This is a genomic window from Nocardiopsis tropica, assembly GCF_042660575.1.
Taxonomy (GTDB): Bacteria; Actinomycetota; Actinomycetes; order Streptosporangiales; family Streptosporangiaceae; genus Nocardiopsis; species Nocardiopsis tropica.
On sequence record NZ_JBHSUF010000011.1, the window covers coordinates 256,322 to 279,603 of the forward strand.

A 23,282-nucleotide genomic window follows, 5' to 3' on the forward strand; every position below is an offset into this window, starting at 1 on the left:
CTATGTTCCGCACGGTACGACCCCGTGTCCATAAATGCGCCACATTCCGACCGGAGTGTCGCAAGATTGTGGACCCCCAGTTTCGGCCGCCCGACGCCCGGGGGTAAAAACGCAGGTCAGTAGTTGACTGCGGAGCGCAGTCCCAATTCAACGCAAAGTAATGAGTCAATGTCGCTAAAGCGAGGTTTAGACGCCGAGCGCAACCGTGATCGTGCCACGTTCAGTTCGCCCCGGACTGCGGACTCGCCGGGTCCCGCGGATCTCCGCCGCCGTTCGGGCCCTGTGGCCCCAAAGCGGAACCGGGGCCGGAACCGGACCCCGAGGACGACCCGTCGCGCCAGCGGCGCAGCATTCCCTGGGGGACCTCCTCCGACGTGATCGCGTAGCAGATGTGGTCGCGCCATGCCCCGTCGATGTGCAGCTGGCGCCTGCGCACCCCCTCGTCCCGGAACCCCAGCTTGGCGACCACCCGCCTGCTCGCCCGGTTCTCCGGGCGGATGTTGGCCTCGATCCGGTGGAGGCCGACCCCGAAGAACGCGTGGTCGACCGCGAGCGCGACCGCCGTCGGGGTGACGCCCCGGCCTGCGTAGGCGCTGTCGATCCAGTAGCCGACCTGGGCCGAACGCGCCGAGCCCCACACGATGGCGCCCACCGTGAGCTGGCCGACGAACCGGCCGTCGTAGGTCACCGACCACGGCATGGACAGGCCCTGTCTGGCCTCTCTCCGGATGGACTGGAGCATCGCGACGTAGGGCGCCAGCCCCGTGGTGCGCAGCGGCATCTCGGGATACGTGGGCTCCCACGGACGCAGCCACTCCTCGTTGCGCGAGCGGGTGTCACGCAGTGCGACGGCGTCGCGGAGCCGCAGGGGTCTGAGCGTGACCGGCCCCTCCTCCAGAGTGACGGGCCACCCTTGTCTGCGATTCACGACCGTCCCTTCGATCCCCCCGGCGCCACCGCCCGGGGGCGCGCCACCGGGGACGGAGGCGCCGGACCCCCCGCGTCGGTGACGGGTTCCAGTATTCCACTCCGCACGGGTGACGTGGCGGGCGTCACTCTCACAACGCGGGAATCGGCTGATTCCTAACTCCAATACTCACGCACCGAAAAGCGATCCAAGGTCAAAGAATGATCGAGGGACGGAATGCCCGGCCTGTGATTCCGGTCATTGTTCGGCGTCATTCGGGGCGGGCGTGATCTCCGCCACGCAGTTGGTCCAAGGCATGGCCGAGCACCGGCTCCAGCACGTCCATCCCGTCGTTCGCGCCTCCCCGGGAACCGGGCAGGTTGACCACGAGCATCCGGTGGCCTCCCCTCTCCGCCACCCCGGCCAGCCCCCGCGACAGGATCGCGGTGGGCACGCCCTTGTCACGGCCCGCCGCGCGCAGCGCCTCGGCGATCCCCGGGACCTCGTACGACAGCAGGGGCCGGGTCGCCTGGGGCGTGAGGTCCTGCGGCGTGAGCCCCGTGCCTCCGGTCGTGACGACCGCGTCGGCCCCCTCGTCCAGGGCCCGGGAGATCGCCTCCGCCACCGGGGCCCCGTCCGGAACCACCCACGGACCGACGACCGCGAAGCCCGCGGCGCGCAGCCGGTCGGCGACCACGGGCCCCGACCGGTCCGGGTAGACCCCGGCCGCCGCCCGGTTGGACGCCGTCACCACCGCGACGCGGCGCGTACGGCCCCCCGGCTCACTCACCGCTGCCACCGCGCCTCCAGTGGCCCTTGCGCCCGCCGGTCTTCTCCTCGACCCGCACCCGGGTGACCTCGGCCCCGGGATCGATGGCCTTGACCATGTCGACCAGGCCGAGGGCCGCGGTCATGACGCAGGTGAGCGCCTCCATCTCCACGCCGGTGCGGTCGGCCGTGCGCACCGTGGCGCTGATGTCGACCCCCTCGTCCACGACGGCGAGGTCCACCTCCACGCCGTGCACGGCGATGGGGTGGCACAGCGGCACCAGGTCGGGGGTGCGCTTGGCCCCCTGGATGCCCGCGATCCGCGCGACGGCCAGCGCGTCGCCCTTGGGCACCGTCCCCCCGCGCAGGGCGGCGACCGCCTCCGCGCCGAGCAGGACGCGGCCGGTGGCCGTGGCCGTGCGCGTGCTCACGCGCTTCTCCGAGACGTCGACCATGCGCGCCGCGCCGGAGGCGTCCAGGTGGGTGAAGCCGGAGGGGTGGTCTGCCCCCTCCGTCCGTGGGGTGTCGCTCATCGGTCCGCCAGCTTCTGCGCTCGTACGCGGAACACGGCCGGGACGGCGGTGTCCGGGCGCGCCGCGGCGCGCCATCCACGACCGTACGGCACCCCGGCGACGGTCCGCCCACCGATCCGCGAACTCCCGGACCACCGCACCCGGGGGAGGCCGGACGCGCGGGCCGCCCCTCAGGCGGGATCGGGGAGGCGCACCACGTCGACGGTGCCGCCCGCGGCCAGCTCCGTGGTCTCCTCCGGCACGACGATCAGCGCGTTGGCCCCGGCGAGCGCGGAGAGCTGGTGGGAGTCCTGGCGCAGGGCCGGGGACACCGTGGGGGCGGCCTCGCGCCCGTGCGGCGACTCCTCCAGGACGCCGCGCAGGTAGGAGCGGCGGCCCTTCGGCGAGGTCACAGGGGCGGTGAGGACCGCGCGCGCGGTCGGCAGCCCCCGGGGGTCGAGGCCGCGCAGGCGGCGCAGCGCGGGGAGGACGAAGATCTGGAACGACACGAAGGCGCTCACGGGGTTGCCCGGGAGGGTGACGATCGGGGTCCGGTCCGGGCCGATCGCCCCGAAGCCCTGGGGCTTGCCCGGCTGCATCGCCACCTGTGTGAACTCCACGGTGCCCTCCCGCGTGAGCACCTCCTTGACGACGTCGTACGCGCCCATGCTCACACCGCCGGTCGTGATCACGATGTCGGCCCGCACCAGCAGGCCCTCCAGCGTGTCCAGCACCGTCCGGGGGTCGTCCCCGACGAAACCGTGGCGGTGGACCTCGCACCCGGCGTCGCGGGCGGCCGCCGCGATCATGAAGCTGTTGGACTCCCAGATCTGGCCGGGCCCGAGCGGGCGCCCCGGCTCGACCAGCTCCTCACCGGTGGAGAGCACGACGACGCGCGGCCGGGGGTACACGGACACCGAGCGGCGGCCGACGGCCGCCAGCACGCCCATCTCCCCCGCGCCGATGCGCCCGCCCGGCCGGAGCACGACCGCGCCCTCGACCACGTCGCCCCCGGCCGGGCGCACCGCGTTGCCGACGCGGACCGGGCGGTCGACGGCCACCGTGGCCACGCCGCCGTCGGTCCACTCGACCGGCACGACCGCGTCCGCCCCGGAGGGCATCGGAGCACCGGTCATGATGCGCGCGCACAGGCCCGGGCGGACCGCCGCGGGGGAGGGGTCGCCGGCGGGGATGTCGCCGACCACCGGCAGGCGGACCGGGGAGTCGGCCGTGGCCGGCTCCAGGTCGGCGGCGCACACGGCGTACCCGTCCATGGCCGAGTTGTCGAAGCCCGGCAGCGACACCGGCGAGGTGACGGTCTCGGCGAGCACCGAGCCGTGCGCCCGGAGCAGGTCCAGCTCGGTGGGCTGCGGGTCGGCGATCAGTGCCAGGACGTCGGCGACGTGCTGTTCGACGCTCTTCACGGGGGTTCCTCCGTTGTCGCGGTTCCTGGGGCGGAGCGTCTCCCCTCCCTCAGGAGTTGATGCGCATCCCATTGTCACCACGTCCGGCCCCGTGTGCGCGGCCTCCCGGCGCCGCCGGGCCGTGCCGGGCCCGCTGGCGGGCGCCCCCGGTGCGGGTCAGGGGCGTCCGGCGTCCTGGCGCTCGACGAAGTCGCGCAGCCACGGCAGGAGCTCGTCCGCGAGGTCGGGCCGGCGGCAGGCGAAGTCCACCACCGTGCGGATGTAGTCGGCCTTGTTCCCCGTGTCGTAGCGGCGGCCGCGGAACAGGACGCCGTGCACGGTCCCGCCGTCCTCGGGCTTGCGCCGGGCGAGCTCGCGCAGGGCGTCGGTGAGCTGGATCTCCCCCCCGCGGCCGGGCGGGGTCTCGTGCAGGACGGGGAAGACCGCCGGATCGCAGACGTAGCGGCCGATGATCGCCCAGCGGCTCGGGGCGTGCTCCGGCGCGGGCTTCTCGACCAGGTCGGTGACAGCGACGACGTCCTCCTCGTCGGTGGGCTCGATGCCCGCGCACCCGTACAGGGAGACCTGCTCGGGCTCCACCTCCATGAGGGCGACGACGCTGCCCCCGCGCCTCTCCCGCACCTCGATCATGCGGCGCAGCAGGTCGGCCGACTCGATGAGGTCGTCACCGAGCAGCACGGCGAACGGGTTGTCGCCCACGTGCGCCTCCGCGCACAGGACCGCGTGGCCGAGCCCCCTGGGCTCCCCCTGGCGGACGTAGTGGACCTGGGCGAGGTCGCTGGACTCGCGCACCGAGCGCAGCCGGGCGTCGTCGCCCTTGGCCTCCAGTGCCTCCTCCAGCTCGTAGGCCCTGTCGAAGTGGTCCTCGATGGAGCGCTTGCTGCGTCCCGTGATCATCAGGACGTCCTTGAGGTCGGCGGCGACCGCCTCCTCCACGACGTACTGGATCGCGGGCTTGTCCACGATCGGCAGCATCTCCTTGGGCGTGGCCTTGGTCGCGGGGAGGAACCGCGTGCCCAGGCCGGCCGCGGGCACGACCGCCTTGGTGACGGGCGCGGACGCGGAGGGTCGCTTCTGCTCGGTGGCGTCGTTCATGTCGGCACTTTAGGACAGTCCCCGGCCGTCTCGACGCCCCGACGCCCGGCCGGGCGCCAAGAAGTCCCCGCTCTTTCGGGCGGCGGAGCGCAAACCGCCACCGGGCGTTCACCGCCCGGGGCAGGCTCCGCCGGACGCGCCCGGACCGCCCCGGCGGGAGCGGCCCCCTCGCCGCCCGGTCCGTCCCGCTGCCACACTGGCCCCATGAGCGGGAGCAGCGGTGACGGCGGTCCGTCGGAGAAGGCCCGGCTGCGCGGGGACGTCCTCGCCCGGCGGCGGGCCCGGGGCGCGGAGGAGCGCGCGCGGGTCGGGTCGGCGGTCCGGGACGCCCTGATGGGCGTCCCGTGGCTCGCCATGGGTGGGACGGTCGCGTGCTACTACTCCGTCGGAGGGGAGCCCGGCACCCGCAAGCTGGTGACGGCCCTGTGGAAGCGCGGCACGTACGTCCTGCTGCCCGTGTTCCTGCCCGGCGGCGACCTGGACTGGGCGGCCTTCGACGGGCCCGAGGGCCTGGCCCCGGCCGGGCACGGCCTGGTGGAGCCCACCGGGCACCGCTACGGCCCCGGGGCGCTCGCCCGGGCGGACGCGGTGGTCTGCCCCGCCCTCGCGGTGGACCGGAACGGGAACCGGCTCGGCCGGGGCGCCGGCTGCTACGACCGCGCACTCGCGCACAAGGGCCCGCACACCCCGGCGATCGCCCTGGTGCACGACGACGAGCTCGTGGACTCCCTGCCCGCCGAGCCGCACGACCGGCCGGTGGACGCCGTCCTCACACCCGGCGGCGGCCTGCGCGTGTTCGCGGGCGGGGTGTGGCCCGGGGGAGACGACACCGTGTGACGCGGGTCCCCGGCGCGGACGGCGGCCCGCGGACGCGCGGGCCGGGTGGCGGTCCCGCCGAAGGACGGCCCGAGCGCGGACGGCGGCCCGCGGACGGGGTGCGGACCGCCCGCCGGGGGCGCCCTCGCGGGGAGGAGCGGTCCGGGAGCGGGGTCCGGGCGGTCGGCCGGGGCGTCCTTCCCGGCCCGTGGCGGCGGGGATTATCCCGCCCGGGCCGGGCGTTGTCCCTGGCGGTCGCGCCCCGGCGACGCCACCGTTCCGGCACCTGGGCCGCTGCCGCGCGCTCGGCGCGAGGTGCTGTCGCGGCTCCGGTCGGCGAGCGCGTACTATTTAGCAGTCAACGGGCGAGAGTGCCAGCAAGGAGGACCCGGAACAGTGCCTACGTACCAGTACGCGTGCACCGAGTGCGACGCCCAGATGGAGGTCGTGCAGAGCTTCAGCGACGACGCGCTGACCGTCTGCCCCGAGTGCGAGGGACGCCTGCGCAAGGTGTACTCCGCCGTGGGAATCGTCTTCAAGGGCTCCGGCTTCTACCGCACCGACAGCGGCAAGACCTCCAACAGCTCCGTCCTGACCGGCTCCAACGCCGGTTCCGGCGACGGCAAGGACTCCGGCTCCTCCGAGTCCGGCGGCACCGCCTCCTCCGGCACGGACGCCAAGAGCTCCTCCGGCGACTCGGGCTCCAAGGCGGGCACCGGCGCCGGCACGAGCACCAGCACCAGCACGACCAGCAGCACCGCCGCCGCGGCAGGTTAGCCGCAGGGCCGTTGACCGACGCAGCGCCGCCGAACACTCGGCGGCGCTCGGCACGTCCGGCCTGTGGACAACGGCCGCACGGCCCCGCCGCGGCCTAGCGTTGGAACATGACCAGCGCACCACCCCCCTACCGGCACCGCCGGGCGCTCACCCGCCTGCTCGACCGGCACCGGCGCGTCGTCGCCGCCCTCCTCGCGGCCGCCGCGCTCCTCAGCGCCGTGCTGGCGGTACGCCCGCCCCCGGAGCCGGCCGGCCTCGTCCTCGTCGCCGCGAGGGACCTCGACGCCACGTCACCGCTCGCCGCGGGCGACCTCGCCCCGCGCCCCCTGCCCTCCGACGCGGTGCCGGACGGCGCGCTCCCGGCCGACACGGAGGCGGCGGGCCTCTCCCTCACGTCCCCGGTACGCCGGGGCGAGGTGATCACCGACGCCCGCCTCTCCGACCCTCCCGCGGGCCCGTACGGGCCCGGCCTGGTGGCCGTCCCCGTACGGGTCTCCGACCCCGGTGCGGTCGGGCTCCTCTCCCCCGGCAGCCGGGTGGACGTCCTCGCCGCGGGGAGCCCCGACGAGTTCGCCCCGGTGCGCGCGGGGCCCGCCGTGGAGGTGGTCAGCGACCGCCCCGTCCTCGCCCTTCCGGCCGAGTCCGACCGGGGCGGCGGGGGAGGCGCGCTGATCCTCATCGCCGCGACGCCCGCGGAGGCCCGGAGTCTGGCGGGCCACGCCACGGCGTCACGCCTGTCCATCACCATTCGCGGTTGACCGATGACGTGTGGTGGTGAAAGCTGGCGGGCGCCGGTGAGCGCCCCTCGGACGCGCCGGCCCTCCCACACACATCGAGTACGTAGGGCTGTTCCATGGAAGGCTTCAAGAAGTTCCTGCTCCAGGGAAACCTGGTGCAGCTGGCGGTCGCGGTCGTGATCGGCACGGTCTTCGCCAACCTCATCACCGCGTTCACCGAGGGGTTCATCACCCCGCTGATCGGGATCTTCGGCGGTATCCCCACGTTCGGCGACCTCTACTTCGAGATCAACGGCAGCCGGTTCATGTACGGCTCGTTCATCGACGCCCTGATCTCGTTCCTGATCACCGCCGCGGTCCTGTACTTCCTGATCGTCCTGCCGCTCGGCAAGCTCATGGAGAGGTTCGTCAAGGCCGAGGAGGCCACCACCCGGGCCTGCCCCTACTGCTGCGTCGACATCGACAAGAAGGCGTCCCGGTGCTCCCACTGCACGAGCGAGGTCGTGCCGGAGACCGTCTGACCGCTCCGGGGCCGCAGACCGTCCGGTCCCCGCGGGCCCCGGGGCCGCCCGGCCGTCGCGGAGCACGGGACCGCCCGGCCGTTCCCGGACCGGGTCACGGCCCCTCCTCCCGGCCGCGCGGGAGGCCGCGGACACCCCGGACACAGGTCGGGGGGCGGCCCGTACGGGCCGCCCCCCGGGGGTCATCCGCTGTACTCCCAGTGCCAGGGCTCGAAGGGGCTGGACTTCGCCCAGGCGGGATGGTGCCAGCCGAACTCGGCCCCGTTGGCCTCCATCCAGTTCCAGCGCTCGGACCTGAAGTTCTGGATCCCGCAGCCCAGGTCGATCGCCTGGCCCAGGCCGTGGTTGCTCGTGCCCGGGACGGCGGCGAAGCCGGGCGGCTCCTGCGCGTAGACGCGGTGCTGGTTGGGCAGGTCGCGGTAGGCGCTGGTGATGCACATGTTCTCGCCGAACTCCGCCACGTACCTCATGTTGAGTTCGAGGAAGTCGACCGCGGCGTCGGCGCGCAGCTGCTTGTCGTCGTACAGGTCGCACAGGGCGTCGGACGGCAGCAGGCCGTTGGGCGAGCCGTTCGCCCTCGACGCCGCCGAGGGGTCGCAGTCAGCGGCGGCCATGTAGGCGTCCGGGTCGATGCCCCGGTCCTCCAGCTCCTGGACGAGCTCGTTCATGCTCGTCTCGGACTGCTCGCGCAGGTCCTCGACCTCCGCCGCGAGCTCCACCTGTTCCAGCTGGGTGGTGGTCTGGAGCTCCTGCGCCTGGCTCGCCAGCCCGACCTGCTCCTCGCGGAGGTCGGTGGCGTCCTGGATGAGCGCCTGGTTGTTCTCGGAGATCTTCGCCGCGTAGGACTGCGTCTGGAGGTCGTCGTCGAGCGTGCCCGACGTCAGCATGGTGAGCAGGCCGCCGTCGGGCTGCTGGTACAGGGTGCTGGCGAGGGTGGCCAGGGGCTCGCGCATCTCGCCGAGTTCGAGCTCGGTCTGCTGGAGCTCGTGGAGCGTGGAGACCAGCTCCTCCTGGGCGGCCTCCAACTCCTCCTGGCGCTCGACGTGGCGCTCGGTGGCCTCCTCCAGCTCCTGCGAGGACGCCTCCGCCCGCTCGCGGAACTCGTCCAGGTCGGCCGCGGCCGGCGCCAGCGCGGCGGGGTGGACGGGGACGACGAGCAGGGCGGTGACCAGCACGAGCGTCAGCGCCTGGACGCAACGGACACGCTGGAACGCCGCGAACGCGGTGAGCGCCCCGCCGCCATCCGGTACGCGGGACCTGCGCCGCGCCGGATCAGAAGTGAACGGCACGAATGATCCTCCGGCTGCTTTTCCTCGAACACCTACCCGTGACCGCAAGGAACGTACTACATGTCCACATGCGGACACACGGAACCGTTGCGCCGGAGGAAGCGGACGAGGTGCGGGCTCGCGCCCGTCCCGCCGCCGTCTTCCCCGGCCGTCGGTGAAGTACCTGGTCATCACTGTGCGGGCCTCACTCCGACCCGCCCTTCAGGGCGATCGGCGCACATATCCGGCCATGACGCACCACGCGTCATGAACAACGTCACAACGCGCCAGGACAACCAATCGTAGGTCAGCGTACTCCGCCATGCACGCAGAGTCCCCCAGTCACACCCCGGGAACACGGTCCGACACCCCATTCACCTCTATCCTGGGTTAGGCTTGGCCCGGTGGCGGGGCAACGCATACCTCCGTCAGACCCATGGCTCCATAGCTCAGGGGATAGAGCACCGCTCTCCTAAAGCGGGTGTCGCAGGTTCGAATCCTGCTGGGGCCGCACGTGTGGATCGGGGTCCCTCCTTCGGGAGGGGCCCCGATCCGCTTCCGGGGCCTGCTCCGGGTCCCGGTCCACCCTGGTCAGCGGATCCCTGTCGGCCGCCGCGCGAGGGCGGCTTCCTCCCGCCCCGCCAGGTCGGCACGGCGGCGGCGCGGGGGTGCGAGAATCGTCGGCGCCCCGAGACCCCCGAGCCCCCGAAGGACCACCCGACATGGACCCCTCCCCTCCGAGGACCGCGGCCCGGTGGCGCGCGTTCCTGAGCGGGCACAGTTCCGAGTTCCTGGACTCCGACTACCTGCGCACGGCGGAGGCCGAGGACAGGGCCGGGTGGATGGTGAGCCCCGCCCAGCGCGAGAACCGCTGGCTCGGGTACGAGCCGGCGACCGAGGAGGCCGTCCTCGCCGCGGAGGAGCGCCTGGGCGTGTCGCTGCCGCCGTCCTACCGGAACTTCCTCCTGGTCAGCAACGGCTGGAGCACCCTGGCCTACACCTTCGACCTGCTCCCGGTGGAGAGGATCGGCTGGTTCCCCGAGGAGGACCCCCAGCTCTACTCCTGGTGGTCGGAACCGCACATGGACCACTTCGCCGACCGGCTCCGCGTGCTGGAGCGCTGCCTGCTGGTCTCCGACGACGACGGGGGCAGCGGCGGCATGTGGCTGCTGCACGCCGACAGCGCCGACGGTGACGGCGAGTGGACGGCCTACACGTGGTGGCCCGGCGACGGCGGGGACCCCGAACCGTACGGGGACTTCGCGGCGCTCGTGGCGGAGGCGCACCGGAACGCCGTCGGTTCCTGACCGGGGGCCGGGCCCCGGACCGCGATGCCCGCCCGTGTGTGGGCCGACGGCCGGAGGATCGACGGAAAGCGCTCTCCCCACCGCCGGGGGCGTCTTCCCCGCGTGGACGCCGCCGCGCGGCGGCGGTGCGGCGAAAGGCCCGTCCGGCGCCCCGGAGGGCGCCGGACGGGCAGTGGGGGCCGGACCGGCGTGCGTGCACGGGTCCGCGGCCTCAGGGGCCGGTGCGCGCGTCCGTCGGAGAGCCGGGATCCGGCGGTGCGGCGCGCCCGGAGGCCCCTCCTATCGCGTCACCGGGGTGCCGCCGAAGGTGACGACGAGGGTGCCGTCGTCGTCGAAGGACCAGTCCAGGTCCCCGTCGTAGGACGAGCACCGGGGGCCGTCGGAGCCGGACCAGAACTGGTTCGAGCCGTCGGAGTCGCCGATGATCCGGTCGTTGGAGCCGCTGTCGCACGAGGTGTTGCCGCGGAACACCGAGGAGCCGCCGTCGAAGTTGAAGTTGCGCTCCTCGCTGCCGATGGAGATGTTGTCCGACACCGTCATCGAGCCGACGTTGCGGTTGTACGTGAACCCGTGCTTGCCGTTGTCGTAGGCGATGTTGCCCCGGATGACGTGGTCCACCCCGATGTCCTCGCCCCCGAGCTTGAAGCCGTTGCGGTCGCCGTCGCCCGCCTGGGAGCCGTCGCTGAGGGTGCCGTTCCCGTAGGCGAGGGAGTCCTCGACGGTCACGGCGCCGATGGGGCCGGTGTCGGACTTGGTGTAGAGGTCCCAGCCGTCGTCGATGTTGTTGTGGGCCACGGTGTCGCGGAAGACGTTCCCGGGACCCGAGGTGAGCTTGGCCGCGAAGCCGTCGGCGTCCTCGCCGTCGGAGTCGACGTTGTCGTGGGACACCGTGCTCACGACCAGGTTGTTCGCGGGCCACTCGCTCTCGGGGGTGTCGGAGGTCCGGCGGGAGATCTGGAGCCCCGTGTCGCGGTTGGAGCGCGTCACCGTGCGCTCGACGACGTTGTCGCTCCCGCTGATGAAGATGCCGTTGTCGCCGGCGTTCTGGACGACGATCCCGCGGATGTGCCAGTGGGAGCCCTCCAGGGCGAGCCCCCGGTTGGCCGGGTCCTCGCTCTGGGCGGAGAAGTCCAGGACGGGGCTCTCACCGGGGGCGGCGAAGAGCTCGGTGGGGGCGCCGGAGGAACCGCCGGAGCCCTCCGGGAGGGTGACCGTGTCGGGGAGGTCGTAGACGCCGCCCTGCAGGTAGACCGTCCCGCCCGCGCTGATGCGGTCGATCGCGGAGGTCAGGGTGGTCGGGTCCGACTCCGTGCCGCCCGCGCCGTCGTCGCCGTCCGGCGACGCGTACAGCACGGTGTCCGCCAGGGGGGTCGGCTCGGCCTGCGCCGCGCCGGCGGAGGTGACGCCGAGCGCCGCCGCCAGCAGGCCGGCGCACGCGATGAGGGGTCTGGTTCGCATTCTTCTTCTCCGACTTCGTCCGAGGGTCCGAGGGGGGTGGAACCGTCCCGCCGCGGCGTCCGGACCGTCCCCGGGGTGCCGGGGCCCGCGTCCGCCGCGCGGGTCGCGCCTGCCCCGGCCGCCGCCGTGGCGCCGGTCGAGGCCTTCCCTTCTTTTGGAAAGCGCTTTCAGCACAGAAGGTAGAACGCCGCCCACGGGGTGTCAACGGTCTGGCCGTCATGCGGATTTCATGTTATGGAAACATGCCCGCCATGCCGCGGCCCCCGGCTCGGCCCCTCCGCCGGCGCCCGTCCCGGCGGAGGGCGGCCTCCCCCGGCAGAAGGTCGCGCGCCGGCCCCCGTGTCGGCATGACAATTCGCCCCCGCCGATCGATGATGGACCGGTCGGAGCAGACGTCACAGCAGGTCGGGGGGTATTCGGATGACAGACGGGGACCACGCCCCCGACGAGGGGCCGGACGGGGACGAGGAGACCGGCCCGCCCTCCCGGCAGCGGGGCGGATCCGCCTCGGCCATCGCCAACGCGCTCCACCGCACACCGCACCCCGGTCCGCAGCACTGGGGCGGCCCCAGGCCCCGGAAGGCGGATCCGGACCCCTTCTTCACGACCAGGCTGGGGCCGCCGCCCAAGCGCCGCCGCGGCTGACCCGCCCCCGGCGCCCTCAGAGGAACGGGCGCCAGGGGGCGAGCACGACCTCGCTGAACTTGGCCGCGAACGGCCGGCTCCGCCACTCCTCGGCGGTCAGCTCCCGGCAGTTGGTGAGGTCCTTGGCGAAGACGTCCTCCAGGTGCGCCGCCACGTGCTCGTCGAAGATCTCCACGTTGATCTCGTAGTTCCCGGTCAGGCTCAGCCGGTCGACGTTGGCCGTGCCGACCGTCGACCAGCGGCCGTCCACCGTCGCCGTCTTGGCGTGCACCATCGCGTCCTGGTACAGCCACAGCCGCACCCCGCCGCCCAGGAGCGCCGAGTACAGCCCGCGGGCCAGCCAGTCGGCGATGATGTGGTTGGAGTTCTCCGGGACGAGGATGTTGACGTCGACCCCGCGCTCGGCGGCGTCGATCAGCGCCCGCTGGAGCTCGCGGTCGGGGATGAAGTAGGCCTGGGTGAACAGCACCCGGTCCTTGGCCCGGTCGATGGCCTCCAGGAACATGGCCCGGATGGGGTAGATGAGCTGTTCGGGCACGTTGCGGTGCACACGGAACCGCGGGTTCCACTCCGCCTCCCCCAGCCCCTGCAGCTCCGGGTGTCCGCCCCGGCGGTTCATGTTCCAGAAGTCCGCGAACGCGTTCTCCAGCTCCCACACCGCCGGGCCGGACACCCGGAGGTGGGTGTCGCGCCACTCGGTGGCGTACAGCGAGCCGACGTTGTAGCCGCCGACGAACCCCACCTCCCCGTCGACGGTGAGGATCTTGCGGTGGTCGCGGCCGGACTTGCGGACGTTCATGAGGAGCACGCCCGGCCGGAACGCCGGGTAGCGCAGGACCTTCACGCTGTCGGGGAAGCGGTAGAACGACCGGGGGACCACGAGGTTGGCGAAACCGTCGTAGACGACGTACACCTCGACGCCCCGGTGGGCCGCCTCGATGAGCGCCTGCTTGAACTGGTGGCCGACCCGGTCGTCCTTGATGATGTAGGACTCGAACAGGACCCGGCGGCGGGCGCCCCGGATCGCCGCGAGCATGTCCTCGAACACGTCCTCGCCGTAGGTGTACACGGTGGCGTCGGTGTCGCCGACCGGCAGCTCCGCGGGGGCGGTCCGGGGGAAGTTGGCGCGGTGCGGCCGCACCTTCCTGCGCCAGTGGTTGACCCCCATGAGGGCCGCGACGACCGCGACCTGGGTGGTCACCAGCCCCACGAGTCCCCACTTGACCACGGATCTGAGCGTGGAACGTCTGGAGCCTGGCAAAGTCGCCTCCCGAACAGGCCGGCCGCCGCGCCGGGGGCCCGACCCCGGAGGCCGTCGCATCCGGCACAAGGTGGACCCCAACCGTAACCCGGCGCGCCGCCCACCCCCTCACACGACCGGCACGTGTCCCCCGTCACATCGGCGTCACGCCCGCTCGCGGAGGCGGAGCGCGACGAGTTCGGTGGTGGGGCTCTCCTTCCGCCCCCGGACCAGGCGCCGCTCCAGCGGGTAGAGGGCGGCGCCCGCGAGCCAGCCGGTCGGCGCGGTCACCGTGGCGGCGCGCAGGACCCCGCCCCAGGCCTTGCGCCACGGCAGTGCGGCGTCGACCTGGGCGTTCATCAGCACGAGCATCGGGACGCGGCGCACGATGTCGAACCCCGCCTTGTCCGCGGTCCCGGCGATCCACGCGAGGGTGCGGTTGACCTGGTGCTCACCGCGCTGCTCCGGCCGCCGGAGGCAGTTCTCGGAGACGACGAGCAGGCCGCCGGGGCGCAGGACCCGCGCGAACTCGCGGAACGCGGCCGTGTAGCGCTCGTCGTCGGTGATGTGGAAGAGCATGTCCATGCAGGAGACCGCGTCGAAGGAGCCGTCCTCGAAGGCGTCCAGCTCCGAGGCGTCCTGGCGGACGAACCGGTGCTCGGGGAACCTCTCGCGCAGGCGTTCCACGGCCGCTTCGGTCATGTCGGAGCCGGTGACCGCGGACGCGCCCAGCCGGTCCCACAGCCGCACGTAGAAACCGGTGCCGCTGCCGACGTCGAGGACGTCGGCCCCGCGCGGCCGCAGGCCCGCGACCTCGCGCAGGAACACCTCCTCGCGCACCCGGTACATCCACGTGTTGAAGGGCCTTCCGAGGGCCCGGTACCCGACGCCGCTCTCGGTCCAGTCGCCTTCGAGCCGGCGTTCCCAGAAATCGCGGAGTTCGCTGTGCGTAGCCATGCCACCACTGTCACACCGGCCACCCGGGCTTGTCCCGTCGCAGCGCCGGTGGGGCCCCGGAACCGCCGCGGCGCCGTCCGCGCGGGGCGGGCCGCAGGGGTCCGTCCGTCCCGCGGGCGGGCCCGCGCCGCCCCGTCAGGGCCCCCGGTGGGCGGCGACGAGCTCGACGAACCCCAGGGCGACCCGGTCGTGGGAGTCCACCGTGAAGCCCGCCTCCGCGGCGACCGTCCTCGGGAGCCGCCGCGGGTGCTCCTTGCGCGCCTCCCGGAGGCGGAAGGGCCAGCGCGTGTAGTCGACGTGGTCGACCAGCAGCAGGCGCCCGCCGGGCCGGAGCACCCGGTGCATCTCGTCCAGGGCCCGGCGCTGGTCGGGGATCGTGCACAGGGCGAGCGCGCACACGACGGTGTCGAACTCCCCGTCCGCGAAGGAGAGCTCCTGGGCGTCGCCCTCCCGGAGCACGGCGTCCACGCCCAGGGCCGAGGCGCGGGCCCGCGCGTGCTCCAGCATGGCGGGGCTCAGGTCCACGCCGGTGACCTCCGCTCCGGCTGGGTAGTGGGCCAGGTTCCGGCCCGTGCCCACCGCGACCTCCAGGACCCTGCCCGCGGCCGGGGCGCACAGCCTCGCGCGGACGCCCCCGAGCACGGCCTCCTGGAGGCGCGCCCCCTGTTCGTACCGCCCCGACATCCGGTTCCAGTCACCGCGCACGCGCTCGGTCCGCTCGTCCATGACACCCTCCCCGTTCCCACCCTTGACCGGACCTCCAGTCTGGAAGTTAATGTCCACATGAAGTCAAGTGCGTCGGAGCTGTCCATCGGGGAACTGGCCGGAGAGTTCGGCCTGGCCGCCCACGTCCTGCGGCACTGGGAGGCGGAGGGGGTGCTGGAGCCGGCCCGCCGCTCCGGCGACCGGCGCCGGTACGCGCCGGAACAGCGCGTCCAGGTGGCGCTGGTCCTGCAGGCCCAGGAGGCGGGGCTGACCCTCGCCCAGATCCGCGGGGTGGTCTCCGCCCCGGACGGCGGGTCGCGCCGGGCCCGGCTGGCCGAGCATCTGGCCCTGCTGGACGAGCGCCTGGAGCGGCTGCGGGCCGCCCGCGAGATGGTGGCGCACGTCGTGTCCTGCGGCGCCGAGGACTTTCTGGAGTGCCCGCGGATGCGGGAGATGCTGGAGGCGTCGTCGACGTGTCCCGCCCTCCACGGCCGCGGCCGCACCCCCCGGGAGAGGCTCCCGGACGCCCTCCGCCCCCCGGCGGGCACACCGTGCCCCGGGACCGGGACGCGGTCCGGGCGGCATGTCGTCCCGGACTGCTAGAACGGGTGCCGAAACCCCGGACCGGCCCCTGGAGCAGACGATGCCGAACAGCACCCACCTCACCGAGTACGCCGACCTCCCCGTGGTCGAGTTCCCCGCGACGGAGGCGAAGGAGCCGGCCCCCGGCGAACTGGCCGCGGCGCTCGCCGACCCGGGTTCGGTGGCGTGGCGGCTGCGGGCCGACCCGTACGAGGCGGCGGAGGCCTTCCCCGCGTACTTCGCCCGCTTCCTGGCGGACGTGGACACGGCCCGGGTGGGGGCGCTCGTCATCGGGACCTGGGGGGACGGCCCCGAATCGCCGTCGACGGTCCCGCGCGACCTGCTCATCGCCCACGCGGAGGCCTTCCCGTCGCTCCGGGCGCTGTTCTTCGGGGACATCGTCTACGAGGAGAACGAGATCTCCTGGATCGAGCAGAGCGACCTCTCCCCCCTGGCCGCGGCCTTCCCCGCGCTGGAGGAGCTGGCCGTGCGCGGGACCGGCGAGACCTCCGTGGGCGGCGGCAGGCTCGACCTCCACCTCCCCGAGCACACCGGCCTGCGGACCCTCACGGTCCAGAGCGGCGGCCTGCCCGGGCGGGTGTGCCGGGGGATCGCCTCCTCCGGCCTGCCCGCCCTGGAGAACCTGGAGCTGTGGCTGGGGGTGGACACGTACGGGTGCGACACCACGCCGCAGGACCTGGCGCCCGTCCTCTCCGGCGGAGCCTTCCCCGCCCTGCGCTACCTGGGCCTGCGCAACGCCGAGGGGATCGACGACTGGATCGCCGTCCTGGCGGGGGCGCCCGTGACCGCCTCCCTGGACGTCCTCGACCTGTCCCTGGGCACCCTCACCGACACCGGCGCCGAGGCCCTGATCGGCGCCGCCGACGCCTTCCGGCACCTGCGGAGGCTCGACCTGCACCACCACTACGTGTCCGGGGGGACGGCCGAACGCCTCCGCGCCGCGCTCCCCGGCGTGGAGGTCGACCTGTCCGATGTCCAGAGCCCGCGTGCCCACGACGGGGAGTTCCACTACTACACGGCGGTCTCCGAGTGAGCGGAGGCGCCGTCGGCGGTGTCGCACCAGGCTGTTAGACATAGGGGCGTCCGCAATCCCAGGCAGGAGAAACCATTGCCGAACCGCAGCCACCTGACGGAGTTCGCCGGCCTCCCCGTGGTCGAGTTCACGGGGTGGGACGCCCTCAGGGACGACTTCGGGCTCGCCATGTACTGGGCCCGCAACCGCCGCGAGCCGCACACCGAGCACCCGAAGAACTACGAACGGCTCTTCGAGGCCATCGCCGACCCGGGTTCGGCGGCCTGGCGGCTGCGGATGGAGACCCCCTCCTACGGCACGGGCTCCAACGGCCCGATCGACACCCTGGGCCAGTACCTCGGCCGGTTCGCGGAGATCGTCGCGCCCGCGGAGGTGACCGCCCTGATCGTCGGGTACATGGGGGGCGACTACGAGGCGATGCCCCCGGACGAGGTCCGCGACCGGCTGCTCGACATCGCGCCGAAGCTGACCGCCCTGCGGTCCCTGTTCTTCGGTGAGATCCGCCAGCAGGAGAACGAGATCTCCTGGATCGAGCACGGCGACCTCGCCCCGCTCCTCGCCGCGTTCCCGGACCTGGCCGAGTTCACCGTCCGCGGCGGCAGCGCCGGCCTGGGGCTGGCGCTCGGGGAGCACCGCGCGCTGCGCAGCCTCACCGTGCAGAGCGGGGCGCTCCGGCCCGAGGTCGTGCGGGACGTGTGCGCGTCCCCGCTGCCCGGCCTGGAGCGCCTGGAGCTGTGGCCGGGCTCCAAGGAGTACGGCGGTGAGAGCACCCCGGAGGACCTGGCCCCCGTCCTCTCCGGCGAGGCCTTCCCTCGCCTGCGCCACCTGGGACTGCGCAACGCCGAGGAACTGGACGACTGGATCCCCGCGCTGGCCGGGGCGCCCGTACTCTCCTCGCTGGACACGCTCGACCTCTCCCTGGGCACCCTCACCGACGAGGGCGCCCGGGCGCTCCTCGGGGCGCCGGCCTTCCGCGGCCTGAAGCGGTTGGACCTGCACCACCACTACATGTCCGAGGAGACGGCCGCACGCGTCCGCGCGGAGTTCGCCGGGGCCGGGGTGGAGGTCGACGTGTCCGACCCCCGGGAGCCCGACGTCGACGAGTACGGCGGAGAGACGCACGTCCACCGCTACTCGGCGGTCTCCGAGTGACCCGGGAGCGGCCCCTGGTCGTGGTGGGGGTCCCCGGCAACCGCCGCCTGGACCTGTTCCTCGCGGCGGCCCGGTCCGCGGGTCTGGCCCCGCCCTCGGTCGTGCCGTGGCGGGAGCTGGCCGCCGGGCCGGTCCGCCTGCCCGACGGCGGACTGGTCCGGGTGGACTCCCCCGGCGGCGACGTGGAGACCGAGCGCCTGCTGCGCGGCTGGGACCGCGCCCCGGACCCGTACCGCGCCGAGGGCACCGCCGACCACCACGCCGGGTTCCGGGCCGCCCTGGACCGGCTCTCGGAGGCGGTGGCCGCCGCCCCGGGCGCACGCCTGCTCCAGGATCCGCAGGACCTGGTGGACATGTGCGACAAGCGGCGCTGCCACACCCGCCTGGCCCGCGCGGGGGTCCCGGTCGCCCCCGCGCTGCCCGGCCCGGTCACGGGCTACGCGTCGCTGCGCGCCGCGATGGCCGACCACGGCTGGACACGGGTGTTCGTCAAGCCCGCGCACGGCTCCTCCGCCTCCGGGGTGGTCGCGCTGGCCGTCGCGTCCGACAGCCGGGTCCGGGCGGTGACCACCGCCGACCTCGTGCGCGGCGGGGACGGGTCCGTGCGCCTCTTCAACAGCCTGCGCCCGCGCACCTACACGTCGGAACCCAACATCGCGGCGGTCGTGGACGCCCTGGCCCCCGAGGGGCTGCACGTCGAGCGGTGGGTGCCCAAGGCCGGTTTCGACGGCCGCGTCCTCGACCTCCGGGTGGTGGTGGTCGCGGGGCGAGCCACCCACGTCGTGGCGCGCACGTCGTCCTCCCCCATGACCAACCTGCACCTGGGCAACGCGCGGGGCGACATCGACGCCCTGCGGGAGTCGGTCGGCCCCCGTGCCTGGGCCGAGGCGACGGCCACCGCCGAGGCCGCCGCCGCGTGCTTCCCCCGCACCCTGCACGCGGGGGTGGACCTGATGCCCTCGCCCGGCTGGCGGCGGTTCACGGTCTGCGAGGTCAACGCCTTCGGCGACCTCCTCCCCGGGGTGCTGCACGAGGGCCGCGACACCTACGCGGAGCAGCTGCACGCCCTGGCCGCCGGCCGCTTCCCGACCGGCGCGCCCGCCCCTCCCGTCCCCGCCCCCTGAGGGACCGCCCCCGAAGAGCCGGACCCGCACGCCGGGCCTGCGCGCACACCTCCTCCCGAAGAAGAACGATGAGCACCGAACCCGACATGAACGCCGTGGTGGGCACGCACGACATCCTGCTGCTCACCCTGGACACGCTGCGCTTCGACGTGGCCGACGAACTCGCGCGGGCGGGCCGCACCCCCCACCTCGCCCGCCTGCTGCCGGACGGGGGGTGGGAGCGCAGGCACGCCCCGGGGAGCTTCACGTACGCCTCCCACCTGGCGATGCTCGCCGGGTTCCTGCCCACCCCGGCCGCGCCCGGCCCCCATCCGCGCCTGTTCGCCGCCGCCTTCCCGGGAAGCGTGTCCACCGCGCCGCACACCTGGACCTTCGACACCCCCGACCTGGCCTCCGGCCTCGCCGAAGCGGGATACCACACCGCCTGTGTCGGGGGGACGGGGTTCTTCAACCGGCGGTCGGCGGTGGGGTCGGTGATCCCGGACATGTTCGCCGAGAGCCACTGGGAGGAGTCGTTCGGCGTGGCCGACCCCCGCTCCTTCGAGAACCAGGTGGCGCGGGCCGTGCGGATCGCCGGGGAGCGCCCGGCCGACCGGCCCCTCTTCCTGCTGCTCAACGCGTCCGCACTGCACCAGCCCAACTGGTTCCACCTGCCGGGGGCCTCCCCCGGGGACGGCGACACCCCGGAGAGCCACGCGGCCGCCCTGGAGTACGTCGACCGGCACCTGCCGCCCCTCCTCGCCGCGATGTCCGCCCGCCGCCCGTGCTTCGCGATCGTGTGCTCCGACCACGGCACCGCCTACGGCGAGGACGGGTACACCGGCCACCGGATCGGCCACGAGACCGTGTGGACGGTCCCCTACACCCACGCGTTCCTGCCCCGGGGACGCACCGCACCCGTCCACGCCGAGGAGGCGACCCCGTGACCGTCACCCCCGTGCCGCGCCCGGAACCCGTGCGCGAGGACTCCCCGTACCGGTCGTACGTGTACGCCTATCCGCACAAGAGCGCCTACCGGCCCTTCGCGGACCGCCCGCCGCTGGCCGACCTGTGGCGGGACGAGGACGTGAGCGCGCTGTCCCTGTACGCGCACATCCCGTTCTGCGAGATGCGCTGCGGGTTCTGCAACCTGTTCACGCGGTCCACGCCCCCGGCCGAGCAGGTCACCGCATACCTGGACGCGATGGAGCGCCAGGCCGGGGAGGTGGCCGCGGCGCTGCCCGACGGGTTCCGGTTCGCGCGCGCCGCCCTGGGCGGGGGGACGCCCACCTACCTGACCGCGGACGAACTCGTCCGGGTCTACGACCTGACCGAACGCGCGTTCGGGGTGGACCTCTCCCGGACACCGGTCTCGGTGGAGACCTCCCCCGCCACGGCCACGCCCGACCGGCTGGACGTGCTCCAGGCGCGCGGCCTGACCCGGATCAGCATGGGCGTGCAGAGCTTCCTCGACTCCGAGGCCCACGCCGCGGGGCGTCCGCAAAAACGCGCCGAGGTGGACCGGGCCCTGGCGGCCGTGCGCGGGCACACCTCCGCCGACCTCAACCTCGACCTCATCTACGGGATCGACCGGCAGGACGCCCGCACGTGGGCGTACTCCCTGGACACGGCGCTGGAATGGGCCCCGGAGGAGGTCTACCTCTACCCCCTGTACGTGCGGCCTCTCACCGGCCTGGGCCGCCGCGCCCGGGACTGGGACGACCACCGGCTGGGCCTGTACCGGCAGGGGCGCGACCACCTGCTGGAACGCGGCTACGAGCAGGTGTCCATGCGCATGTTCCGGCGCGCGGACGCGCCCGCCACCGGCGCGGACGTGCCGGACCACTGCTGCCAGACCGACGGCATGGTCGGGCTCGGGTGCGGGGCGCGGTCGTACACGGCGTCCGCCCACTACTCGTTCGACTACGCGGTGGGGGTGGGCCACGTGCGGTCGATCATCGCGGACTACGTGGGACGCGGCGCGGGGGACTTCGCGCACGCGGAGGTGGGGTTCCTGCTGGACGACGGGGAGCGCCGGCGCCGCCACCTCGTCCAGTCTCTGCTGCGGGCCGAGGGCATGGACGCCGCCGCCTACGCGGAGCGGTTCGGCGGCCACCCCGCGGAGGACTTCCCGGAGCTGTTCGCCGCGCTCGGCGCGCGCGGGTGGCTGGAACCGGACGGCGGTCCGGGCACGGTGCGGCTGAGCCCGGAGGGCCTCGCGCACTCCGACGCCGTCGGGCCGATGGCCTTCTCCGCCCGGGTGTCGGCGCTGATGGCCGAGTACGAGGCCCGGTGAGCGCCGTGGAACCCGCCGCGGACCACGGGGCTCCCCCCGCCCGCGCCTCCGACCCGGCCGCGTGCCCCGCCGCGGCCGGGTCGGAGCGTCCCCCCGACCCGGCCGCGCCCCCGCGGGTGACACCGCTCCCCTGGCCGGGGATCCACGGGGCCCTGTCCCCCGCGCCCCGCGCCCCGGGCGCCCCCGACCGGGCGCGCCCCGCGCCGGAGCTCCCCCCGCACCTCACCCTCCTCTACCGGGGGCCGCTGGCCAGCTGCGACTACGACTGCCCGTACTGCCCCTTCGCCAAGCGGCGCGACGACCCCGGGACCCTGCGCGCGGACCGGTCCGCCCTGGAGCGGTTCGCCGACTGGGTGGCCGACCGCCCCGCCGAGAACCCGGGAACCCGGGTCTCGGTGCTGTTCACCCCCTGGGGCGAGGGGCTGGTGCGCTCCTGGTACCGGACCGCGATCGTCCGGCTCAGCCGCCTGCCCCACGTGGAGAGGGTGGCGATCCAGACCAACCTGAGCGGCCGACTGGGCTGGCTGGCCGACTGCGACCTGTCGTCCACCGCGCTGTGGACCACCTACCACCCCGGCCAGGTGTCCCATGAGCGCTTCCTCGCCAAGGCCCGGGAGCTGGCCGCCGCGGGGGTGCGGTTCAGCGTCGGCGTGGTCGGCGAGCCCGACCACCTGGAGGCGGCCCGGAGGATGCGGGCCGACCTGCCCGGTGACGTGTACCTGTGGGTCAACGCCGCCGAGGGCCGGACCTACACCGACGGGGAGGCCGCGGAGTGGCAGGCCCTGGACCCGCACTTCCACTACAGCCGGCACCCCCACCCGAGCCTCGGACGGCCCTGCCGCACGGGTGACAGTGTGCTGTCCGTGGACGCCGACGGCGGGGTGCGCCGATGCCACTTCGTGGACACCCCGATGGGCAACCTCTACGACGGGTCGTTCGCCCTGGACCCCGGGCCGTCCCCCTGCCCTCTGACCAGCTGCGACTGCCACATCGGCTACGTGCACCTGGAGACCCTCGACCTCTACGACGTCTTCCGGGGCGGTGTCGTGGAACGCGTCCCGGCGGTCCTCCCGGCCGCGGCGCCGCCCGCACCGGGCCCGGACGGCGCCACTTCAAACCGTCACCGGAGACAGACATAATGCGACACATGGTCTTTCCCCGGGTCATCGCGACCGACCTCGACGGCACTCTCCTGGGCTCCGGAGGCCTCGTCTCCGCCCGCAACCGACAAGCGCTGGCGGCGGCCGCCGACGCGGGGGTGAGGGTGGTCGTCTCCACGGCCCGCCCGCCCCGGGAGACATGGCACATCTCCTCCCAGTTCACCTCCGCCGCCGTCCTCTGCGGCAACGGCGCGCTCGCCCACCTCCCCGACGAGGAGCCCCTCGTACGCGCCCTGTCCCCGGAGACGGCGGGCACCGTGGTCGAGAAGCTGCGCGGCGCGCTGCCCGACCTCGGCTTCGGCGTGGAGACGGGTACCGGCTTCTTCCACGAGCCCGGCTACCTGCTCGAACCGTGGGCGCACCGCGACTGGGTGAGCGGGGTCCTGGACTCCGCCGAGGAGCTCCTGGAGCGCACCTCCCCGATCGCCAAGCTGCTGGTGCGCTCCGGCGGCACCCCGGTCCACCTCCTGCACGAGGCGGCCGTGGAGACGGTCGGATCGCTGGTGGAGGTCACCTACTCGGGCGGGCACGGCCTGCTGGAGCTGAGCGCGTCCGGGGTCAACAAGGGCACCACCCTGGCACTGGTCTGCGAGCGGTGGGGGGTGGCCGCAGAGGAGGTCGCGGCCTTCGGCGACATGCCCAACGACCTGGCCGCGCTGTCCTGGGCCGGTATGGGCTACGCCATGGCCGACGGGCACCCGGACCTGCTCGATCCCGCCCTGGGCCTGGGCGTCGCCCCGGCGAGCACCGAGGACGGGGTGGCCAGGGTGGTGGAGCGGCTGCTCGCCGGGCGCTGAA

General features: G+C 73.9%; 24 protein-coding genes and 1 tRNA gene. 15 read left to right on the top strand and 10 right to left on the bottom strand.

Features of this window, described 5'->3' with window-relative positions:
* Positions 1-220: 220 nt before the first annotated feature.
* From ACFQBR_RS19550 to galU, 5 genes are all read right to left on the bottom strand, one after another.
* Positions 221-928, bottom strand: a complete 708-nt coding sequence (locus ACFQBR_RS19550) for a GNAT family N-acetyltransferase (RefSeq protein ID WP_344183034.1) — start codon at positions 926-928, stop codon at positions 221-223.
* A gap of 250 nt (positions 929-1,178) precedes the next feature.
* Complete coding sequence (locus tag ACFQBR_RS19555) at positions 1,179-1,697, bottom strand: MogA/MoaB family molybdenum cofactor biosynthesis protein (protein ID WP_344183039.1); 519 nt, start codon at positions 1,695-1,697, stop codon at positions 1,179-1,181.
* Positions 1,690-2,208: a cyclic pyranopterin monophosphate synthase MoaC gene (moaC, locus tag ACFQBR_RS19560; RefSeq protein WP_344183032.1), complete on the bottom strand. Its 519-nt coding sequence runs from the start codon at positions 2,206-2,208 to the stop codon at positions 1,690-1,692. The genes ACFQBR_RS19555 and moaC overlap by 8 nt, the downstream gene beginning before the upstream one ends.
* A 170-nt stretch (positions 2,209-2,378) precedes the next feature.
* Complete coding sequence (gene glp, locus ACFQBR_RS19565) at positions 2,379-3,611, bottom strand: molybdotransferase-like divisome protein Glp (RefSeq protein ID WP_344183030.1); 1,233 nt, start codon at positions 3,609-3,611, stop codon at positions 2,379-2,381.
* Positions 3,612-3,767: 156 nt separating this feature from the next.
* Positions 3,768-4,706, bottom strand: a complete 939-nt coding sequence (galU, locus tag ACFQBR_RS19570; protein WP_267948027.1) for a UTP--glucose-1-phosphate uridylyltransferase GalU — start codon at positions 4,704-4,706, stop codon at positions 3,768-3,770.
* A gap of 204 nt (positions 4,707-4,910) precedes the next feature.
* On the opposite strand from galU, the gene ACFQBR_RS19575 reads away from it, so the two are divergent.
* From ACFQBR_RS19575 to ACFQBR_RS19590, 4 genes are all read left to right on the top strand, one after another.
* The gene (locus tag ACFQBR_RS19575; RefSeq protein ID WP_267948026.1) at positions 4,911-5,543 is read left to right on the top strand and encodes a 5-formyltetrahydrofolate cyclo-ligase; all 633 of its coding nucleotides are present in this window, start codon (positions 4,911-4,913) and stop codon (positions 5,541-5,543) included.
* Between the two features lie 375 nt (positions 5,544-5,918).
* Positions 5,919-6,299, top strand: coding sequence for an FmdB family zinc ribbon protein (locus ACFQBR_RS19580; protein WP_267948025.1), 381 nt, complete (start codon positions 5,919-5,921; stop codon positions 6,297-6,299).
* 107 nt (positions 6,300-6,406) lie between these two features.
* Positions 6,407-7,057, top strand: a complete 651-nt coding sequence (locus tag ACFQBR_RS19585; RefSeq protein WP_267948024.1) for an SAF domain-containing protein — start codon at positions 6,407-6,409, stop codon at positions 7,055-7,057.
* A gap of 95 nt (positions 7,058-7,152) precedes the next feature.
* Positions 7,153-7,557, top strand: a complete 405-nt coding sequence (locus ACFQBR_RS19590; RefSeq protein WP_267948023.1) for an MscL family protein — start codon at positions 7,153-7,155, stop codon at positions 7,555-7,557.
* A 182-nt stretch (positions 7,558-7,739) separates the two neighbouring features.
* Here ACFQBR_RS19590 and ACFQBR_RS19595 read toward each other — a convergent pair whose 3' ends face one another.
* Positions 7,740-8,846: a D-alanyl-D-alanine carboxypeptidase family protein gene (locus ACFQBR_RS19595; protein WP_344183025.1), complete on the bottom strand. Its 1,107-nt coding sequence runs from the start codon at positions 8,844-8,846 to the stop codon at positions 7,740-7,742.
* 417 nt (positions 8,847-9,263) lie between these two features.
* On the opposite strand from ACFQBR_RS19595, the gene ACFQBR_RS19600 reads away from it, so the two are divergent.
* Together ACFQBR_RS19600 and ACFQBR_RS19605 are read left to right on the top strand one after the other, a co-directional pair.
* Positions 9,264-9,336, top strand: a tRNA-Arg gene (locus tag ACFQBR_RS19600).
* A gap of 211 nt (positions 9,337-9,547) precedes the next feature.
* Positions 9,548-10,132, top strand: coding sequence for an SMI1/KNR4 family protein (locus ACFQBR_RS19605; protein WP_344183023.1), 585 nt, complete (start codon positions 9,548-9,550; stop codon positions 10,130-10,132).
* 279 nt (positions 10,133-10,411) lie between these two features.
* Here the strand turns inward: ACFQBR_RS19605 and ACFQBR_RS19610 are convergent, their stop codons facing one another.
* Positions 10,412-11,590, bottom strand: coding sequence for a right-handed parallel beta-helix repeat-containing protein (locus ACFQBR_RS19610; RefSeq protein ID WP_378554025.1), 1,179 nt, complete (start codon positions 11,588-11,590; stop codon positions 10,412-10,414).
* Positions 11,591-12,010: 420 nt separating this feature from the next.
* On the opposite strand from ACFQBR_RS19610, the gene ACFQBR_RS19615 reads away from it, so the two are divergent.
* The gene (locus ACFQBR_RS19615) at positions 12,011-12,235 is read left to right on the top strand and encodes a calcium-binding protein (protein WP_344183021.1); all 225 of its coding nucleotides are present in this window, start codon (positions 12,011-12,013) and stop codon (positions 12,233-12,235) included.
* Between the two features lie 16 nt (positions 12,236-12,251).
* On the opposite strand, the gene ACFQBR_RS19620 is transcribed toward ACFQBR_RS19615, so the two are convergent.
* The 3 genes from ACFQBR_RS19620 to ACFQBR_RS19630 form a co-directional block, all read right to left on the bottom strand.
* Entirely contained in the window at positions 12,252-13,403 is a 1,152-nt protein-coding gene (locus tag ACFQBR_RS19620) for a phospholipase D-like domain-containing protein (RefSeq protein ID WP_378554046.1), read from the bottom strand.
* 237 nt (positions 13,404-13,640) lie between these two features.
* A complete protein-coding gene (locus ACFQBR_RS19625) occupies positions 13,641-14,432 on the bottom strand; it encodes a class I SAM-dependent methyltransferase (RefSeq protein WP_344183017.1) in 792 nt (263 codons plus the stop codon).
* Positions 14,433-14,567: 135 nt separating this feature from the next.
* On the bottom strand, positions 14,568-15,158 hold the full coding sequence (locus ACFQBR_RS19630) for a class I SAM-dependent methyltransferase (protein ID WP_344183015.1): 591 nt from the start codon (positions 15,156-15,158) through the stop codon (positions 14,568-14,570).
* A gap of 57 nt (positions 15,159-15,215) precedes the next feature.
* Between ACFQBR_RS19630 and ACFQBR_RS19635 the strand changes: the two genes are divergently transcribed.
* From ACFQBR_RS19635 to ACFQBR_RS19670, 8 genes are all read left to right on the top strand, one after another.
* A complete protein-coding gene (locus ACFQBR_RS19635; RefSeq protein WP_344183013.1) occupies positions 15,216-15,740 on the top strand; it encodes a helix-turn-helix domain-containing protein in 525 nt (174 codons plus the stop codon).
* 40 nt (positions 15,741-15,780) lie between these two features.
* Positions 15,781-16,773 carry an STM4015 family protein gene (locus tag ACFQBR_RS19640; protein WP_344183011.1) on the top strand — a complete coding sequence of 331 codons (993 nt, stop codon included), beginning with the start codon at positions 15,781-15,783 and terminating at the stop codon, positions 16,771-16,773.
* Positions 16,774-16,848: 75 nt separating this feature from the next.
* On the top strand, positions 16,849-17,925 hold the full coding sequence (locus ACFQBR_RS19645; protein WP_344183009.1) for an STM4015 family protein: 1,077 nt from the start codon (positions 16,849-16,851) through the stop codon (positions 17,923-17,925).
* On the top strand, positions 17,922-19,049 hold the full coding sequence (locus ACFQBR_RS19650) for an STM4014 family protein (RefSeq protein ID WP_267948013.1): 1,128 nt from the start codon (positions 17,922-17,924) through the stop codon (positions 19,047-19,049). Before ACFQBR_RS19645 ends, ACFQBR_RS19650 begins: the two co-directional genes overlap by 4 nt.
* Positions 19,050-19,117: 68 nt before the next feature.
* A complete protein-coding gene (locus ACFQBR_RS19655) occupies positions 19,118-19,975 on the top strand; it encodes an STM4013/SEN3800 family hydrolase (RefSeq protein WP_267948012.1) in 858 nt (285 codons plus the stop codon).
* Positions 19,972-21,324 (top strand): STM4012 family radical SAM protein, encoded by a 1,353-nt coding sequence (locus ACFQBR_RS19660; RefSeq protein ID WP_344183006.1) that lies wholly within the window; start codon positions 19,972-19,974, stop codon positions 21,322-21,324. Before ACFQBR_RS19655 ends, ACFQBR_RS19660 begins: the two co-directional genes overlap by 4 nt.
* Before the next feature lie 152 nt (positions 21,325-21,476).
* On the top strand, positions 21,477-22,463 hold the full coding sequence (locus ACFQBR_RS19665; protein ID WP_352987012.1) for an STM4011 family radical SAM protein: 987 nt from the start codon (positions 21,477-21,479) through the stop codon (positions 22,461-22,463).
* On the top strand, positions 22,463-23,281 hold the full coding sequence (locus tag ACFQBR_RS19670) for an HAD family hydrolase (protein WP_267948010.1): 819 nt from the start codon (positions 22,463-22,465) through the stop codon (positions 23,279-23,281). Before ACFQBR_RS19665 ends, ACFQBR_RS19670 begins: the two co-directional genes overlap by 1 nt.
* Position 23,282: the final 1 nt, after the last annotated feature.